The sequence below is a fragment of the Kibdelosporangium banguiense genome (genome assembly GCF_017876405.1).
Classification (GTDB): Bacteria; Actinomycetota; Actinomycetes; order Mycobacteriales; family Pseudonocardiaceae; genus Kibdelosporangium; species Kibdelosporangium banguiense.
This window is the reverse complement of sequence record NZ_JAGINW010000001.1, coordinates 1,039,114-1,055,774: the sequence shown is the minus strand read 5'-3', so window position 1 is coordinate 1,055,774 and position 16,661 is coordinate 1,039,114. Positions and strand designations below refer to the sequence as shown.

Below are 16,661 nucleotides of genomic sequence, written 5' to 3'. Positions count from 1 at the left end.
GTCAGCGTCTGCAGCCGAAGGAACCATGGTTGACATGTGACTAAAAGGTCACCTATCTTTCCGTCATCCCGACGAACTGGAGGCAGAAGATGGCGACCGTGCAGGTGCACCGCGTGTACATCAAGGCGACGGCGCAGGCGATCTGGGACGCGATCACGCAGCCGGAATGGTCCGTGCAGTACGGCTACCAGGCGCCAATGCGGTACGACCTGCGCCCAGGAGGTGAGTTCAAGGGGCTGGCCAGCGAGGTGATGAAGCAGCACGGCTCGCCGGACGTGCTCATCGACGGTGAGGTGATCGAGGTGGACCCGCCGCACAAACTAGTCCAGACGTGGCGCGCGATCTGGCTGGAGGAAGGGTTCACCAAACTGACCTTCGAGATCGCCGAGAAGACCGACGGCGTCTGCATGCTCACCGTCACGCACGATCTCGAAGGCGCGCCGCTGAGCGCGGCGCAGGTCATGGGTGAGGTCGAGAACGCGGGCGGCGGCTGGCCGGAGCTGCTCAGCGACCTCAAGTCGTTGCTGGAGACCGGTAAATCCGTCTACGCGTGAGATACCGGCATCAGTACGTGTTCAACCTGGATGGCTCCACCGGGCAAGCGGGACTTGCTAAGCGTGGCCGCCCACTGTCACCAGGCCAATGGTGACAGTGGGTTTCGCCTCCAGGATGACGCCGACGCGCTCGGCCTGTTCGTCAAGCCGGGCGTGTTGACGTTTGGTGAGTTTCCTCAACGGTTCCACCGTGATGTCGACCTTGCGGCCGGACCTGCGCTGGTGCCACAGCCCGGCCACCTCGCCGTCGATCACCAGGTTCTGGAAGTTGCCTGGCAGCACCCGGTCCTTGGCCCTGCCCGGGTACATCAGGCCGGACGGCTGGTTGCCGACCCGGTAGGAGTAGCCGTCGAAATACGGCAGCAGAAATACGGATTCCACCGGCGCGGGAACGTCGAGATCGCCGGGAACGATCCAGGCCCGGGTGCCTTCGACGGTCACCTCCTCAAGATCCATCGATTCGAAGACCGTGGTGGCCCACTTGACCGGCGCGCTCAACCAGTGCGCGAACCGTTGCGGCGTCGAGGGACCGTACGCCCGCAGATATGCCTCCACGACATGTTTGAGGGATGCAGCCTCGGGCGCCGGCCGCACCCCCGGGCTGGTGTAAGTGATCTTGCGGCCTTTGTTCGCCCCGAAACAGAGCACGCCCCGCATCCCGGCCACGTGGGTCACCTGCCGCCACCTTGCCCAGTTGCTCTGGAACGCGAGCATCACGAGGTCGCCCGCCCATGACCCGACCGTGCCGACCAGCGCATCGGTCAGCTCGTCGACCGTCAGTTCGACGCCGTCGAGTATGTGCCCGATCGCGGCCAGGACCTGCTCGGTCTGCTCGTCGGTCATCCGCACGTCGTCCGTCCAGGGCGTCGGGACCGGCGGAGCGGCCGACAGCGCTCCGACCCAAAGCGGCAATTCCTTGGCGGGTAAGAAATGCACGGTCCCGCGAGGCCCGAAGGTCTTGACGATACTGCGATCGGTCCACAGCGCCTGTCGCACGTCCTCCCGGGTTGCATCGGCGAGACGCAATCCGATGGCGAGCTCAGCCGCCGACATGACCTGCGCGTGCGTCCCTGCCATCGCGCTCACCACATCCGCGGGGCTGTTCGCCGAGGGTGTGGTCAGGCCGTGGTGGGCGAGACGGCGGGCGCGGACATCGCTCCAGGAGAAGTGCATGCGGTCAGACTAGAACCCATAGCGGTCAGTTTCCGGCCGCAATACCGAACCGCCGGCCGCAATGATGGAACCCCTGTGCCCGATTCCGGACACGCTGCGGGGAAAGATCGAGCCGGTATACTCGAACACATGTTCGATACATTGGTGATCTTGCGTGAACGATTACGAAGTCGTCTCATACTGGGGGCAAATTTCACCTGATCGAGGCCCTGAGCTGCCGATCTGTCCTACCTGGACACCGGTGACCTGCACCGTAGTGTGATGGCTGGCTGGGCCGATCGGGGGATGGTAAGTCAGCTAGACTCTGGCGGGCCGGTGACTTGCCACACCAACGGTGATCATAGGTCGGTCGGGCGGGTGAACTCCGCATGATGTTGGGCGAATTGGGTGGTCATTGCATACGAGCGACGCCCGCCACCCCATCATGGGGGGAGTCGGATATATCCCTTGGCCCGCCAGGAGGTCGAACTGGATCTACGGTGCGTCCGCCGCCCACTACACCTCGTGAAGCCGACATGTTCTACTCGATAGGCACAGCGGGACCTGGTTCCGCTTCGCTCGTCGTAATTGGGAGTTCGAGATGATGACGGCCCTGATCACCCTCGCTCAAGACCAGAAGGGTTTGGGCACCGGTGGGCTCCGCGAATGGATCCTCAACAACCTGGTGCCGTTGTTGCTGCTCGTGGTGGCGATCCTGCTGCTGTGGCTCGGTGGCGGCAGGGGCGACAACGCGGGTGTGATGCGCAGACTCGCGGGCGTCATCGTCGCGCTGGCGATCATCGGCCTGGCGGTCACCACCAGTGCCGGTCAGGACATCGGCGAATGGATCGCCAGTTTGTTCCGGGCCTGATCGCGTGCGGATACGTACTGACGACGAGGTCTACCGCGTCGACGCAGTATGGCTGGGACCGCCAAGGGCGACGTTCCCGTGGCGCGCCCGCTATGTGGCGTGGGGCGTGGGTGTCGTCGTTTTTCTTGTCTCCTTGACCGTCGAGCGGTGGATCGGGCTTGGTTTCGACTTCTTCAACACAGCGTGGGCGATGGTGGCCACGGTCCTGATTACCCGATTCATCTGCTCCCGAATCAGCCACGAGCGACCTCTTGGCGCAGTTCTCGCCATGTGGACGCGAGAACTCACCGCGCCGCGTGAGACGAGCGCCGGAGAGGGTGGCGCGGTGAGCGCCACCCGAGTAAGGGTGAACGCTCAACGGCCACGGCCGAAACAGAAACGAGGCCGTGTGACGCAACGCAGGCGGGAGGTAAGCGGTGTTCGGCCGACGCAAGTCCGGGCCTGACCAGGCACCAAGGGACCAGGCGAGGCAACCGCGCCCGAACGACTACCCGTTCGAGCCACCAGCACGCCAGGCTCTGCCCCCGGCACAGCACGACTCGCAACACCCACGGCACCGGCATCGGGCCAGCGGGCACAACAACTTCATGCCCCCGCCGCCTGCCACCAAGGCCGGTCGCAAGGCGCAGGCCAAGGCAGCCGCCAAGCGCAACAAGCGGCTGCCGGGTGAGCAGGGCACCCCCACCTACACGCCGGAGATCTCGGCGCGCAGCATCGACGGGCACCTGCTGCGCACCGGCGGCGACGTGTACGCGTGGTACCGGCTGGCGCCGCAACGCTGGTCGTTCCGCAGCGACTCGCAACGCCAGGACCTCATCGCGGCCATCGCGGGCCAGTACGCGGAGCTGCACGGCCGCTGGATGCACCTGCGCGTGACCGCGCGGCCGTATCCGATCCGGATGTGGGCCGAGGCGCACGTGCACAACGCCGTGGGCCGCCTGCCGGACGTGCCCGGGGCGATGTCGTTCGACGACTACCTCGTCGGCGAGCAGCAGCAGCTGATGGGCCGGTCCATGGCCGAGAAAGAGGTCTACCTCGGCGTCCAGGTTCAGACGCGCAACATGGTGGACAGGGCGGTCGAACGGGCCGCCCCCTTGCTGCGCAAGATCTTCCCGGACGCGGTGGACGCCGAACTGGTCGCGCTGGACAGCGAGGTCGAGCACCTCGATCAGGTGATCGGTTCCGCGGGCCTGGAAGGTCGGCCGGCCACGGCCGAGGAGATGTCGTGGCTGATGCACCGCTCGTGTTCGCTGGGCCTGCCCGCGCCGCGCAATCTGCCCGCTGTGCCGGGTGCCGCGTGGGAGCCGGAGGACCTGGCGAGCTTCACAGACGCCGCTGACTTCCATCAGGACCCGTACTCCCCGACGGTGACCGTCCGAGGCCGTACAGGCTCTAACGCGGGTGTCACGAGGCACGTGGCGGTCATGACCGTCGGCCTCATGCACGGCCTGCAGATCCCTGAGATCGACGACCCGTGGGTGCAACGCTCCGACCGTCTGCCCGCGACCGTGGAGTGGTCCGCACGGATCTACGTCCGACGGCCCGAAGAGGTCCAGGGCGAGCTGTCCCGGCAGATGAACAAGGTCCGCTCGCAGGTCAAGCACTACACCGACGAGCACGGCCTGGAACCGCCGCAGTCCCTCGCGCGGCAGGCGTCCCGGGTCCTCGAGATCGACGACGAGATGACCACCGGGTTCACCGCGCTGGCCACCCGGGTCCGCTCGTGGTGGCGCCTGGCGGTGTCCGGTCCGACCGAGCGGGACGCGCTCCGGCTGGCCCAGCAGCTGCTGGACCTCTACAAGCCCAAGGTCGCCATCGAGCACCCGGAGGCGCAGTACGCGCTGGCCCGGGAGTTCATCCCGGGTGAGCCGCTGGCCTCGGCGGCGTACCTGCGGCGCGGCTCGGTGATGTGGGCGGCCTCCTCGGTGCCGACCGCCACGGCGGAAGTCGGCGACCGCCGGGGGATCCTGCTCGGCGAGACCTGTACGGCCACCAGGCGCCCAGTGGCGTGGGACCCGTGGATGGCGCAGGAGTTGCGAGACTCCTCGGGCCTGACCGCGATGGTCGCCGGTCTTGGTGGTGGTAAGTCGTTCCTCGGCGGTGGCGTGGTCTACAAGACGCTGCGGTCCGGGGCGTACTGGACCGTGCTCGACCCGTCCGGCCCGTTGGCCAGGCTGTGTGACCTGCCTGAGCTGCGGCCGTACGCGCGGCCGATCAACCTGCTCAACGCGCAGCCGGGCATCCTGAACCCGTACCGCGTGGTCGCCGAGCCCATGATCGAGCATTTCCTCGACGAGGACGATCCCGAACGCGCCTGGCGCCGGGAGAAGGCACTCGCCGCGGCCACAAGGCGACGGCTTGTGCTGGATGTGCTCACCGGGTTGTTGCCGTACGAGGTCGCGAGGATGCCGCAGACCAGGATCGTGCTGCTGCGCGCGGTCCGGACGGTCGGTGGCCGGTTCGACGCGCACCCTGGTGTCGTGTTCGACGCGTTGCGACGCGACGCGAGCGAGCATCATGAGCACGCGGTCGTGGTCGCGGACTTCCTGGACGAGATGCGCGAGCGCATGTCGTTGCTGATCCCGGAAGACGACGCGGACCCGTACAACGAGACGCGTGACGACAGGCTGACCGTCCTGACGATGGCTGGTCTGACGCTGCCGAAGGACGGCGTGGGGCGTGAGCACTGGACCGATGCGGAGTCGCTCGGTGTCGAGATGCTCAACCTCGCGGCGTGGCTGACGCAGCGCTCGATTTACGAGCGGCCCAAGGACTTGCGTAAGGGCGTCTGGATCGACGAGGCGTTCTTCCTGTCCGAGGTGCCGACCGGCCGTGTGCTGATGAACAGGTTCGCCCGTGACTCGCGTAAGTGGAACGTGCGTGTCCTGCTCTCCAGCCAGATCCCTGCGGACTTCCTGCGAATCCAGGGTTTCGTTTCGCTGCTGGACTCTGTGTTCGTGGGACGGCTGGACGACGACGCGGCGCAGGCGGATGCCCTGCGGTTGCTGAAGGTCCCGATCGGTGCGGGTTACGAGCAGGTGGTGGCGAGCCTCGGCCGCCGCCCGGCGCAGCGCACCGAGCTGGAAAAGGACCGTGCGCCAAGGCAGTTCATCTTCGCCGACGGTACCGGCGGGGTGGAGCGCATCCGGGCGGACTTCTCCGGTCCGCACCTGGAGCAGTTCCGAACGATCATGGACACCACGCCGGACGCCCTGCGCGACCCGGCCCGTGCGGCGGACGCGGCGCAGCAGCACGCGCCCGAGCCTGAACCGCCGCAGCCGCCGTCGCAGTATGCCGACGCGGACGCGGATTTCGAGCTGGAGGCTGACTTCGAACTGGGCCTCACCGATGAGCCGGTCGGCGAACCGGTCGGCGGTGGCGGGGGGAAGAAGTCCGGGCAGGAAGACGCCGCATGAACATAATGGTCGTGGTGGTGGTCGGTGCCGCGCTGCTGTTCGCAGCGCGGCGCCGACACAGACGTGGCCGTCCCAGTGTTGCTTTGGGGCGGCGTAAAGCTTTTCTGGTCGTCGCCACGATCCTCGGCCTCCAGCTCGTGGTGTTCGCCCCCACCGCGATCGCGCAGGACTGTGCGGAGGCACCCAACCCCGGGCGTCCCACCGCGGGCATGGTCGCGGCTCTGGACGCGCCCCGGCCGTCACACGGCGAGCCCGGCTCGGTGTACGGCCAGTACGCGTACGCGGGCCAGGTCTGGCATGTCTACGACGACAACTGCGGGATCGTCGGCAAGGCGATCACCGACCCGAACACCACTATCGGCACCTGGATGGGCAACCAGCTGTTCGATATCGGCAAGAACTTCGTCGCGGCCACCAACGGCCTGCACTACGCACTGGCCTACGACGAGCTGATGGGCCCGCTGGACAACGCGATCAGCGGTGCCACCCGGCTGTTCTACGACAACATCTACGTCAAGTGGTTCGGCCTGGCCGCGGTGATCCTGGCCGTGCTGCTGTTCCGCTACATCTGGCGAGGCGACCTCGCGACGGTGTCCCGCAAGGGAATGTGGGCGCTGGCCGCGATGTGGGTGGCCACGTCGTTCGTTCTGGTCGGCCCGCTCTACAAGGAGATGGAAGAGCGGTTCCTGTCCAAGACGACCCAGATCCAGGCGGGCTTCCTGGCCGACGACGCGCCGGAGTCCGAGCTGCACACGTTGCCGAACGCGTTGCACGACCGCGTGGTGTACCGCAACTGGCTGCGCGGCGAGTTCGGCAGCGAGGACGCGCCGGAGGCCAAGCAGTACGGCGCCGAACTGCTGGCCGCCCAGGCGTGGACCAAGTTCGACACCACCGACACGCTCGACCAGACCGCGCTGGACGCGAAAAAGGCCAAGTACAAGGAGATCGCCGCCAAGCTCGGCCCGACCAAGGGCTACTTCACCGGCAGCGACGGCAGCCGGACCGGCGCCGGGTTCCTGGGTCTGTTCCAGGGCATCGTGTACTCGCTGTTCCAGCTGTTCGCCAAGCTCGGCGTGCTGCTGGCGCAGGTGCTGCTGCGGATCTTCCTGCTGGCCACGCCGCTGATCGGGCTGATCGCGATCCTGTATCACGACCTGCTGCGCAAGGTCGCCCGCGCGGCCGCGGCGGTCGTGCTGAACGTGCTGGTGCTGGCGGCGTTGGCGGGTATGCACGTGCTGCTGCTCAACGCGATCTTCAACGCGGGCGACAACCTGCCGACGATCGCGATGATGGCGCTGGCCGGGCTGATCACGGTGATCTTCTTCGTGATCGGCAGACCTGTGCGCCGGATGTGGCAGATGGTCGAGCTGTCGGTCGGCGCGGTGGGCGCGGCCATGCCTTCCGCCGGGCCGGGGGTCTTCTCCCGGTTCCGTCGCAAAGGCGAGCAGCGCACGCCGCAGGACGAGTTCTGGGACAACGTCCGCGACGCGGATCAGGACGAACCGATCGTGCGTCGCGACGGCCGCAGGCCACGCCCGGAGGCCGCGAACCCCGTCGCCGCGAGCGCGGAGCGGATGGATCGTCGTGCTCCCACCGGTTCCGGCAGCGCCGCCATCGGCGGCTCGCAGATGTTGCTGGGTGCTGCCGGTGCCAGCAGCGGTGGCTTACCTCCGGCCAGAGGCCCGGCGGGCGCGTTGCCACCGGCTCAGCGCGGCAGCCGGATCGTCGACACCGCACCGGTCGCCGATCCCGTCTGGGACCGCGGTGAGGACTCGGTGATCGTGCCGTCGCGGGTCGTCGCGCCTAGGCAGCGCGACGATGTGACGGTCTACGACCCGCAACCGGTCGCCGGTCCGAGGCCCGCGGACACCGAGATGGTCGCCGGCCGTCCGGTCCACGTGATCTTCCGGCCGTCCCGCGGTCTTGAGGTCCGGGACAACAATCCGCCACCCCGTCGGCCCCTACCCATGCGGGACGGCCCGCGCGAGACCGATGCGTATATCAGGTGAGAGGAGGACTGAATGCCCATCCGGACCAACCGGGGCCGGGCGGCTGTCTACCGCCGGCTTTGGGGCTGGCCACTGAGGTCTCCGAGACATCTGGCCGCGGTAGCGGTGTTCATCCTCGCGATTGTGTTGTTCCTCAGCTATATCCTGCCGCGGGTGACCGGCGGGTCGCAGTCCCCGCAGAACACCGCGGCGGGCTCGACCACCTCCACCAAGGCGACAGGCGCCTCAGCGGTCCCATCTCAGGGCGCGCCAGGCATTGTGCCCCCGGCCACGCAGTCGCCGGCGGGCAGCAGCCCGCAGCAGTCACAGACGCCGACCCAGACCCGGCAGTCCCCTTCGGAGAACAAGACTCCCGCCAGGGCCGACCCGAAAGCCGTTGACGCGGCGCTGAAATGGGCCGAGGCGTTCGTCAACCACCCGGACGGCGTGAGCGCCCAGGACTGGCTGAACTCGATGCGTGACCTGACCACCGAGGAGTACTTCGCCACCAGGCTCTCCACGATCGACCCGAAAACCGTGCAGGCGAAAGCGATCCGGGGCGGCCCGCGGGCCACTGCCGAGTCGTACACCAGTTCGGTGACCGTCGAGGTCCCCACGGATTTCAAGAAACTGAGCATCACGGTGATCAAGACCGGTGACGGATGGCGGGTCAACGAACACACTGAGGTGGACTGACTATGCGCGTAGCGGTGTTCGTCGGCATCGCTGCCGTACTGGTCATAGCGGCGATCCTGACCACGGGAGCGGTCACGTCTGTCGTGCAGTCCGGGCAGAATCCGCAGAACGTGGCGTTGAGCTGCAACGCCGCGCTCGGGCCCATCACCGCCGAGGGACCTGGCGGCCAGACGGACGCGGCCAACCTGACCGAGGAGCAGCGCGGCACGGTCACGTTGATCGTCGCGATCGGCAAGGAGCGCAAGCTGCCGCCGCTGGCGTGGCAGATCACCATCCAGGCCGGGATGACCGAGTCCGGGCTGCGCAACCTCAAGTACGGCGACCGGGACTCGCAGGGCATCTTCCAGATGCGGCCCTCGATGGGCTGGGGGAGCGTCGAGCAGGTCACCGACCCGGTCTACGCCGTGCACAAGTTCTACGACGTGCTCGAAGCCGTGCCGAACTGGAAGGAACAGCGGCCCGGCGACTCCGCCCAGGACGTCGAACGCTCCGGCTTCCCCGACCGGTATCACCGGTGGGAGTCGATGGCCTCGCATCTGATCGGCAGCGTCGGCGACGTCGCCGACCCGGCCGGTTGCGGCCAGGGCGTCGGCAACCTGCTGCCCGCGCCGACCCAGGCCGCCGCGAAGGCGATCGAGTTCGCGCTCGGCCAGCAGGGCAAGCCGTATCTGTGGGGTGCCTCGCTCGCCCGGCAGGACGCCTACGACTGCTCAAGCCTGATGAATCAGGCATACCGGTCGGCCGGCGTCATCCTTCCGAGGGTTTCCAAGGACCAGTACCGGGCAGGCGCACTGCTGCCCGTGGAGCAGGCGCAGCCCGGTGACCTGCTGTTCTGGGCCTACGACCCGGGCAATCCGGTCACCATTCACCACGTGGCGATGTATCTCGGGGATGGGAAAATCGTCGAGGCCCAGCAGACCGGCGTGCCCGTGCATGTCCGGCCGGTGAAATGGGGCGAACCGGAACTGGTCAGCCAAGCCGTCCGGCCGGGAGTGTGAGGAGAGTTCCAAGGTGACCATGTACCCACGCGAACAACCGATCCCACGTCCGACCGGCGCGCCTGCGTCGAGTACGCCGTTGCGCGACTACTTCGCCAGCGGCCCGTTGCCCGCTGTCGTCGACGGATACGCGGTGCTGCCGAGATCGCTCGCCGAGGGCATGCCGTTGGGCTGGCAGCAGCAGATGGCGCATCTGATGGCCGAGTTCCACCAGGCCTTCGGCCACCTGTCCTGGCCGGTCTACCGGGTGGTGCCGTCCCGCTACGAGGTCATCGCCGATCTGGACGAGGAGCAGCTGGCCGAGGTCGGCTGCATAGTGGAGATCGACGGAGACGGAGAACTCGTCTACCGCGAACGCAGCGGCAAACGGATCGCCGACCCGGAGCACACCAAGGTGCTCGTGTCCTGCCTGGACCCGATCCCGCGGGAACACGCCGCGGACCTGCAGGACACACCTCCGCGTGGCTTCCCGGCGCCGCAGAACTGGAGCTCACGTTGACCGACCCCAACCCGGACCCAGGCTGGTTCTACTGCACCAAGCACAACCGCGTGGAGCACGGCCAGACGTGCCGCGCCGTCGACCTCCTCGGGCCCTATCCGGACAAAGCGACTGCGGAGCGTGCGCTGGAGATCGCCCGTGAGCGCACCAAGGCCAACGACGAGGCCGACCGGCGCTGGAACGGCGACGACGACTGACATTTGTGAGCTCAACTACTCACGTGTGACGCGAGGTGCGGTTAGGGTGCCGTCATGGAAACGTCGGACGGCACCGCGATGGACTTCAGCGGTGTCCGTGCCGAGTTCCGGCTGCCGGCCCAGTTCCCCGCGGCCGCACTGGCCGAGGCCGAGCAGGCCGTGGCCGACCGGCAGTTCGGCGACCACGAGGACGCCACCGGCCTGCCGCTGGTGACGATCGACCCGCCGGGCTCCAAGGATCTTGACCAGGCGCTGTTCGTCGAGACCCGGCCGAACGGCTTCCGTCTGCACTACGCGATCGCCGACCTGGGCACGTTCGTACAGCCGGACGGCGCGCTGGACGCGGAGGTCCGCCGCCGCGGCCAGACGATCTACCTGCCCGACGGGAACGTCCCGTTGCACCCGCCTGTGCTGTCCGAGGGCGCAGCGAGCCTGCTGCCAGGGCAGGTCTGCCCATCCGCACTGTGGACGGTCGACCTGGACGCCGACGGCGAGCCAACGCAGATCCGTGTGCGGCGCGCGCTCGTACGGTCGACCGCCCAGTTCGACTACGACGGTGTGCAGGCGACCATCGATGCAGGCAACCCGCATCCGTCGATCGCGGCTCTGCCCGCGCTCGGACGGTTGCGGCGCGAGCACGCAGTCCGACGCGGAGCCGTGGAACTGCAGCTGCCCGAGCAGGAGGTCGCGTCGGACGGCAACGGCGGCTGGATGCTCACCCTGCGGCCTCGTAACAACGTGGACGCGTGGAACGCCGAGATGTCGTTGCTCACCGGCATGAGCGCCGCGTCGCTGATGATCGAAGCGGGGATCGGTGTCCTGCGGACGTTGCCCGAGCCGGACGACGGCGCGGTCGAATGGCTTCGCCGGTCCGCGCGGTCGCTGGGGATCACCTGGCCGAAGTTGATCAGCGTCGCCGAAGTGCTGGCCGGGCTCGAACCGCGTAGCCCGGAATCGCTCGCGCTGTACATGGACGCCACGCGGCTGCTGCGCGGTGCGGGGTACACGGCCTTCGACGGCACGTTGCCCGAGCTCACCACACATGCAGGTGTGGGCGCCGCCTACGCGCACGTCACTGCGCCGTTGAGGCGTCTGGTCGACAGATTCGGTGCTGAGATCTGTCTCGCAGTTTCCGCTGGGAAGCCGGTACCGGACTGGGTGCGGGCCGTGCTGCCTTCGTTGCCGGGACTGATGGGCGGCTCGGACTCGCTGGCCAGCAAGGTCGACAAGGCCTGTCTGGACCAGGCCGAATCCTGGGTGCTCGCCGACCGGGTCGGGCACGAGTTCGACGCGGTCGTGCTGCGTGCCGAGGCGAGCGCGGCCGAGGTCTTCCTGGCCGAACCGCCGGTGATCGCCAAGTGCACCGGCGAGAACCTCCCGGAAGGTGGGCGGATCCGAGTCCGGTTGCTGGACGCGGATACCGTGAAGCGGAAGGTTTCGTTCGAGCGGGTGGAGAACCAGTGACCGAGGTAACAAGCCTGACCGTCGGCGTTTTCGGCGGGACCGGGCCGCAGGGGCGAGGGCTGGCGTTGCGCTGGGCCAAGGCCGGACTCAAGGTGATCGTCGGCTCGCGCAAGCTGGAGCGTGCCGAGGAGACCGCCGCCGAGCTGCGCGCACTGTCCGGCGTGGAGACCATCAGCGGCCTGGACAACCTCGAAACCGCACGCCAGGCCGACATCGTCCTGGTGGCGGTGCCATGGGAGGGCCACAGGGCGCTGCTGGAGTCCCTGCGCGAGGCACTGGCCGGCAAGATCGTGATCGACTGCGTGAACCCGCTCGGCTTCGACAAGCAGGGCCCGTACGCGCTCCCCGTCGAGGAAGGCAGCGCCGCTCAGCAGGCCCTCGCGCTGTTGCCGGAGTCCCGCGTGACGGCCGCGTTCCACCACGTCTCCGCGGTGTCCCTCGAGGACCTCTCGGTGTCGACAATGGACAGTGATGTGCTGGTCCTCGGCGACGACCGCGAAGCCACCGACCTGGTCCGCGCGCTGGCGGAGACCATCCCCGGCTTCCGCGGCATCTACGGCGGCCGTCTGCGCAACGCCCACCAGGTCGAAGCTTTCACCGCGAACCTGATCGCCATCAACCGGCGGTACAAGGCCCATGCCGGCATCAGGATCACCGACGTTTGACGACCTCGGCGAGCCCGTACCGGTCTCGTCGCCGGTACGGGTCGTCAGCCTGGTCCCCTCGCTGACAGACGCCATCGAGACGAGCGCACCCGGCCTGCTCGTGGGTGCGACTGACTACTGCACACACCCTCCGACGCTGAACGTCGCCAGGGTCGGCGGATCGAAGTACCCGGACGTCACCCGAGTGCTCGACCTGCAGCCCGACCTGGTCGTCGCCAACGCCGAAGAGAACCGTCCGGAAGACGTGGACCAGTTACGCGCCAACGGAATCCCGGTATGGGTGACGTCCGCGGCCACGAGCGTCCCCGACGGGTTGCGGTCCGTGCGGCGCCTGCTGACCCAGGGCCTCGGCCTGACCCAGCCCGGCTGGCTGGTCGAGGCCGAGGAATTATGGTCGGCGACGACCCGGATGAGGATGCGCGCGATCATCCCCGTCTGGCGCCGCCCATGGGTGGTGATCGGCCGGGACACCTTCGCGGGCGATGTCCTGTTGCGGCTGGGCGTCGCGAACGTGTACTCGGATCACTCCGAGCGCTACCCCCGGCCCAAACTCGCCGAGCTGCAGTCCCAGGATGTCGACCTGGTCGTGTTGCCCGACGAGCCGTACCTGTTCACCGCCTCCGACGGGCCCGAGTCCTTTCCGGGAATCCCGTACGTCCTGGTCAGCGGCCGTCACCTGACCTGGTGCGGCCCATCGTTGGTGGCGGCCCGCAGGCTCTTGGACTAGTTCGCGAACTTGTCCGTCGCGGCAAGAAGTTGCTGGGCCACGCCAGGATCAGCCACGGCGTGGCCGGCCGCGTTCAGCACAGTCCCCACCGACCCCGGCCATGCCTTCGCCAGGTCGTATGCGGTGATCAGCGGGGTGACGACGTCGTAGCGGCCGTTGATGATGACGCCGGGAATGCCTTTCAGTTTGCCCGCGTCCCGAATCAGCTGGCCCTCTTCCAGCCAGCCCTTGTTCACGAAGTAGTGCACCGCGATGCGCGCGAAGGCGACCGCGAACTTTTCGTCCCCGTACGAGTTGACCGGATTCGGCTGGGTCGAGGCGGTCGCGCCTTCCCACAGACTCCACGCCATCGCCGACCGCAGGCTCGTCTTGGGATCGTCGTGGAAGACCAGCTTGTGGTAGGCCCGCAACATGTCGTCGCGTTCATGCTCTGGGATGGGCTCGACGAACTTGTCCCAGGCGTCCGGGAAAAGGTGCGCGGCTCCGCCTTGGTAGAGCCAGTCCAGTTCGGACTGCCGGAGAGTGAAAACGCCCCGGAGAATGATCTCGGTCACCCGATCCGGGTGCTTTTGTGCGTACGCCAGTGCCAGCGTCGCTCCCCAGGAACCTCCGAACAGCTGCCATTTTTCGATGCGCAGGTGTTCCCGGAGCTGCTCCATGTCCGCGACCAGGTGCCAGGTGGTGTTGGTATCGAGATCATGCTCGGGATCGCTCACATGCGGGGTGCTTTTTCCCGCTCCCCGCTGGTCGAAAAGGACAATCCGATACCGGTCCGGATCGAAATGCTGCCGGTGGGTCCCGACCGTGCCGCTTCCCGGGCCGCCATGCAGCACAACGGCGGGTTTACCGTCCGGGTTGCCGCTGACTTCCCAGTAGACGTGGTGGCCGTCGCCGACATCGAGCATGCCCGACTCATACGGCTCGATCGGTGGATAGAACGCGCGCATGCCCCCATGCTGCCGGATCAGCGCCCCGCATCGGTGCTGAACGTCAGCTGTTGACCGCCTGCCGCTCGACGGTCAGGTTGGCGCGGTCGGCGGCGGCTCGCCCCGCGTGCCAGCCCGCTCCGTTGGTGACCGACGTCGACCGCTGAACGGTGTTGCTGAACATCGCCTGGAAGGTCTCCTCGACAACACGGGAGCGCTTGGCGAGCACCGGAAGCAAGCGCTTGTCCTCGACCGGATCGTGTGCCCGAGTGCCTGCCTCATCGAGCCGTTCACCGATGCGATCGGCATAGGCGATGAGGAAGGAACGCCGGAAGGAGCGGGTTCGGGACGTCCCGTCCCGCATGGTGTGGCTGCCTTCGGCCACCATCGCGCGAGTGGCCTGCACCAGCAGCGACATGGCCAGCAGTTCGGTGATCTCCAGGTCCATCTCCTCGCCCACCAGCGCGACGAACCCAAGCTTGGCGTAGAAGACCGCCTTGCACCGGTTGGCGTTGGCGATCGCGGCGACCAGGCTGGACTTCGCCTCCACATACGGGTTGTCCAGCCACAGCCGGATCGAGGTCGCGACCTGCTGCCGTTGCGCGTCGGCGTCGAGCAGCGCGCGCTCGAAAGCGTGCCGGTTCATCAGTTCCTGAGCCTTGGCCGACAACGCTTCCGCCTCATCGGGGAACTGAGTGGACTCGGCCTTGGCCAGCAGGGCCCGCACCCGGGCCAGGATCTTCTGGTCGACCCCGGAAGCCGAAGCGGCCTGCCGCCGAGTCGCGGTCCCCGGCAGCGGAACAATCCGCGCCAACTTCGGCAGCGTCATTATTCCGGCCATCAACGTAATCGTGGTCCGCAACGCCTCTTCGAACCCAACACCACCGCGCTCGGCCCATTGCGACAGGTGCGGACGGCCACGGTCCCACCAGACTTCCGCCCCCAGTTGCTGAACCTGAGCCATCCACCGATCGTCCACAGTAGACGACGCATGTCGAGCGGTGTTCTCGGCGATCATGTCCACCAGCAGACTGCTCGCGGAGCTGTCGCCGCTACGCCGGGTGATCTCCCAGATGTCAGCAGGCATCCACCCCAACTGCCAGAGCCGATCAAGCACGGCGTCCAGCGCGATACCCGCACCCCTGCCCACAGTCCGTTGTTCGAGCTTCGACAACTCCCCAGCACAAGCCGCCGCAGTGACATCCCCGTTGGCGTGCGCCCGCGCCGCCTCAATCAACGCATTCCCCAACAGCTCAGCCGTCAACCCAGGCGGCGGCGTCCAGAAATCGCCGTCCGACCCATACGGAAATCCTTGATCAGGAGCGGCAGCACTCTGGCGCGGCCGGTTGCGCTTCTTCGCCGCGCGCTTCTCCCGATTCCGCTTGCCCATCAGAAATCTCCACATGCTCAGACGACCACGCCACTGCCTTCGAAGATAGCGAACGCCTCGGTCCGCACCTGTCACCGGCGAGGACGTCCCTGGTCCAGGCTATCGGGAAAGGGGTCTGAGCAGGGGTTTTCCAGCCGCGAACCGGTGCGAAAGGTCCATTCGCACCGGCTTCACACGACTGGGTGAACTTAGTGGAAGGCGTGCTCCGGGCTGGGGAACTCGCGTCCACGGACCTCCGCGGCGAACTGCTGGACGGCGCCGGAGAGGACTCCGGCCAGGTCGGCGTACCGCTTGACGAACCGGGGAGCCTTCCCTGTCCGCAGCCCTGCCATGTCCTGCCAGACCAGTACCTGTGCGTCGCAGTCCGGGCCGGCGCCGATTCCCACGGTCGGGATCTCCAGCTCGTGCGTGATCCGCTTGGCGACCTCGGCCGGGACCATCTCCATGACGACCGAGAATGCGCCCGCTTCCTGCAATGCGACTGCGTCGGCCACCAGTGAGTCGCCGGCGGCGCCGCGGCCCTGGACTCGGTATCCGCCGAGGTTGTGTTCACTCTGGGGGGTGAATCCGATGTGTCCCATCACGGGGATGCCTGCCGCGGTCAGCGCGGCTACGTGCGGCGCGAAAGCGGCCCCGCCTTCCAGCTTGACCGCGTGGGCGCGGCCTTCCTTCATGAACCGGACGCCTGTCTCGACGGCCTGCTGAACCGAGACTTGATAGGACCCGAACGGCAGGTCGGCGACGACCAGGGCGCGCTGGGTAGAGCGCGTGACAGCGCGGACCAGAGGGATCAGCTCGTCGACGGTCACGGGCAGTGATGTGTCGTAGCCGTACACGTTGTTCGACGCTGAGTCGCCGACGAGTAGTACGGGGATGCCTGCCTCGTCGAAGAGAGCGGCTGTGTACATGTCGTACGCGGTGAGCATGGGCCACGGTTCGCCGCGGTCCTTCATCTCGCGTAGGTGATGGATACGTACCCGCTTGGCCGGCGGCTTGTCTGTCGGTGCGCCGGAGCCGTATGGGGCCGTGAGCTCAGAAGACATCGTCGTCCACCTGTCCCTTTCCTCGAGGCCCGCACGCGGGTCCCCGGGTTGTGGCTTCTCCAAGAGGGTGACACC

General features: G+C 67.4%; 16 protein-coding genes. 12 read left to right on the top strand and 4 right to left on the bottom strand.

Going from position 1 to position 16,661, the window contains the following annotated elements; all coding sequences use genetic code 11:
- Nucleotides 1–89: 89 nt before the first annotated feature.
- A complete protein-coding gene (locus JOF56_RS04960) occupies nt 90–554 on the top strand; it encodes an SRPBCC domain-containing protein (protein ID WP_209634994.1) in 465 nt (154 codons plus the stop codon).
- A 57-nt stretch (nt 555–611) separates the two neighbouring features.
- On the opposite strand, the gene JOF56_RS04955 is transcribed toward JOF56_RS04960, so the two are convergent.
- Nucleotides 612–1,727 carry a winged helix DNA-binding domain-containing protein gene (locus tag JOF56_RS04955; protein WP_209634991.1) on the bottom strand — a complete coding sequence of 372 codons (1,116 nt, stop codon included), beginning with the start codon at nt 1,725–1,727 and terminating at the stop codon, nt 612–614.
- A gap of 583 nt (nt 1,728–2,310) precedes the next feature.
- On the opposite strand from JOF56_RS04955, the gene JOF56_RS04950 reads away from it, so the two are divergent.
- The 11 genes from JOF56_RS04950 to JOF56_RS04900 all read left to right on the top strand — a co-directional run bounded on the left by JOF56_RS04950 (nt 2,311) and on the right by JOF56_RS04900 (nt 13,227).
- Complete coding sequence (locus tag JOF56_RS04950) at nt 2,311–2,577, top strand: hypothetical protein (protein ID WP_209634989.1); 267 nt, start codon at nt 2,311–2,313, stop codon at nt 2,575–2,577.
- 4 nt (nt 2,578–2,581) lie between these two features.
- Nucleotides 2,582–3,022 (top strand): hypothetical protein, encoded by a 441-nt coding sequence (locus tag JOF56_RS04945; RefSeq protein ID WP_209634987.1) that lies wholly within the window; start codon nt 2,582–2,584, stop codon nt 3,020–3,022.
- Between the two features lie 142 nt (nt 3,023–3,164).
- The gene (locus JOF56_RS04940) at nt 3,165–5,993 is read left to right on the top strand and encodes an ATP-binding protein (protein WP_209648009.1); all 2,829 of its coding nucleotides are present in this window, start codon (nt 3,165–3,167) and stop codon (nt 5,991–5,993) included.
- Nucleotides 5,990–8,002, top strand: coding sequence for a hypothetical protein (locus tag JOF56_RS04935; protein ID WP_209634984.1), 2,013 nt, complete (start codon nt 5,990–5,992; stop codon nt 8,000–8,002). Before JOF56_RS04940 ends, JOF56_RS04935 begins: the two co-directional genes overlap by 4 nt.
- Before the next feature lie 12 nt (nt 8,003–8,014).
- The gene (locus tag JOF56_RS04930; RefSeq protein ID WP_209634982.1) at nt 8,015–8,677 is read left to right on the top strand and encodes a RodZ family helix-turn-helix domain-containing protein; all 663 of its coding nucleotides are present in this window, start codon (nt 8,015–8,017) and stop codon (nt 8,675–8,677) included.
- Between the two features lie 2 nt (nt 8,678–8,679).
- Nucleotides 8,680–9,675, top strand: coding sequence for a C40 family peptidase (locus tag JOF56_RS04925; RefSeq protein ID WP_209634980.1), 996 nt, complete (start codon nt 8,680–8,682; stop codon nt 9,673–9,675).
- Nucleotides 9,676–9,694: 19 nt separating this feature from the next.
- Nucleotides 9,695–10,174 (top strand): hypothetical protein, encoded by a 480-nt coding sequence (locus JOF56_RS04920; protein WP_209648008.1) that lies wholly within the window; start codon nt 9,695–9,697, stop codon nt 10,172–10,174.
- Entirely contained in the window at nt 10,171–10,371 is a 201-nt protein-coding gene (locus JOF56_RS04915; RefSeq protein WP_209634978.1) for a hypothetical protein, read from the top strand. Before JOF56_RS04920 ends, JOF56_RS04915 begins: the two co-directional genes overlap by 4 nt.
- Before the next feature lie 54 nt (nt 10,372–10,425).
- Nucleotides 10,426–11,835, top strand: a complete 1,410-nt coding sequence (locus tag JOF56_RS04910) for an RNB domain-containing ribonuclease (protein ID WP_209634975.1) — start codon at nt 10,426–10,428, stop codon at nt 11,833–11,835.
- The gene (npdG, locus tag JOF56_RS04905) at nt 11,832–12,500 is read left to right on the top strand and encodes an NADPH-dependent F420 reductase (RefSeq protein WP_209634973.1); all 669 of its coding nucleotides are present in this window, start codon (nt 11,832–11,834) and stop codon (nt 12,498–12,500) included. The genes JOF56_RS04910 and npdG overlap by 4 nt, the downstream gene beginning before the upstream one ends.
- Complete coding sequence (locus JOF56_RS04900; protein WP_209634971.1) at nt 12,472–13,227, top strand: helical backbone metal receptor; 756 nt, start codon at nt 12,472–12,474, stop codon at nt 13,225–13,227. Before npdG ends, JOF56_RS04900 begins: the two co-directional genes overlap by 29 nt.
- Here JOF56_RS04900 and pip read toward each other — a convergent pair.
- From pip to panB, 3 genes are all read right to left on the bottom strand, one after another.
- Nucleotides 13,224–14,174 (bottom strand): prolyl aminopeptidase, encoded by a 951-nt coding sequence (gene pip / locus JOF56_RS04895; RefSeq protein ID WP_209634969.1) that lies wholly within the window; start codon nt 14,172–14,174, stop codon nt 13,224–13,226. The genes JOF56_RS04900 and pip overlap by 4 nt on opposite strands.
- A 43-nt stretch (nt 14,175–14,217) precedes the next feature.
- A complete protein-coding gene (locus JOF56_RS57670; protein ID WP_245378148.1) occupies nt 14,218–15,543 on the bottom strand; it encodes a DUF2786 domain-containing protein in 1,326 nt (441 codons plus the stop codon).
- A 188-nt stretch (nt 15,544–15,731) separates the two neighbouring features.
- Entirely contained in the window at nt 15,732–16,586 is an 855-nt protein-coding gene (panB, locus tag JOF56_RS04885; protein WP_209634967.1) for a 3-methyl-2-oxobutanoate hydroxymethyltransferase, read from the bottom strand.
- Between the last annotated feature and the right edge of the window lie 75 nt (nt 16,587–16,661).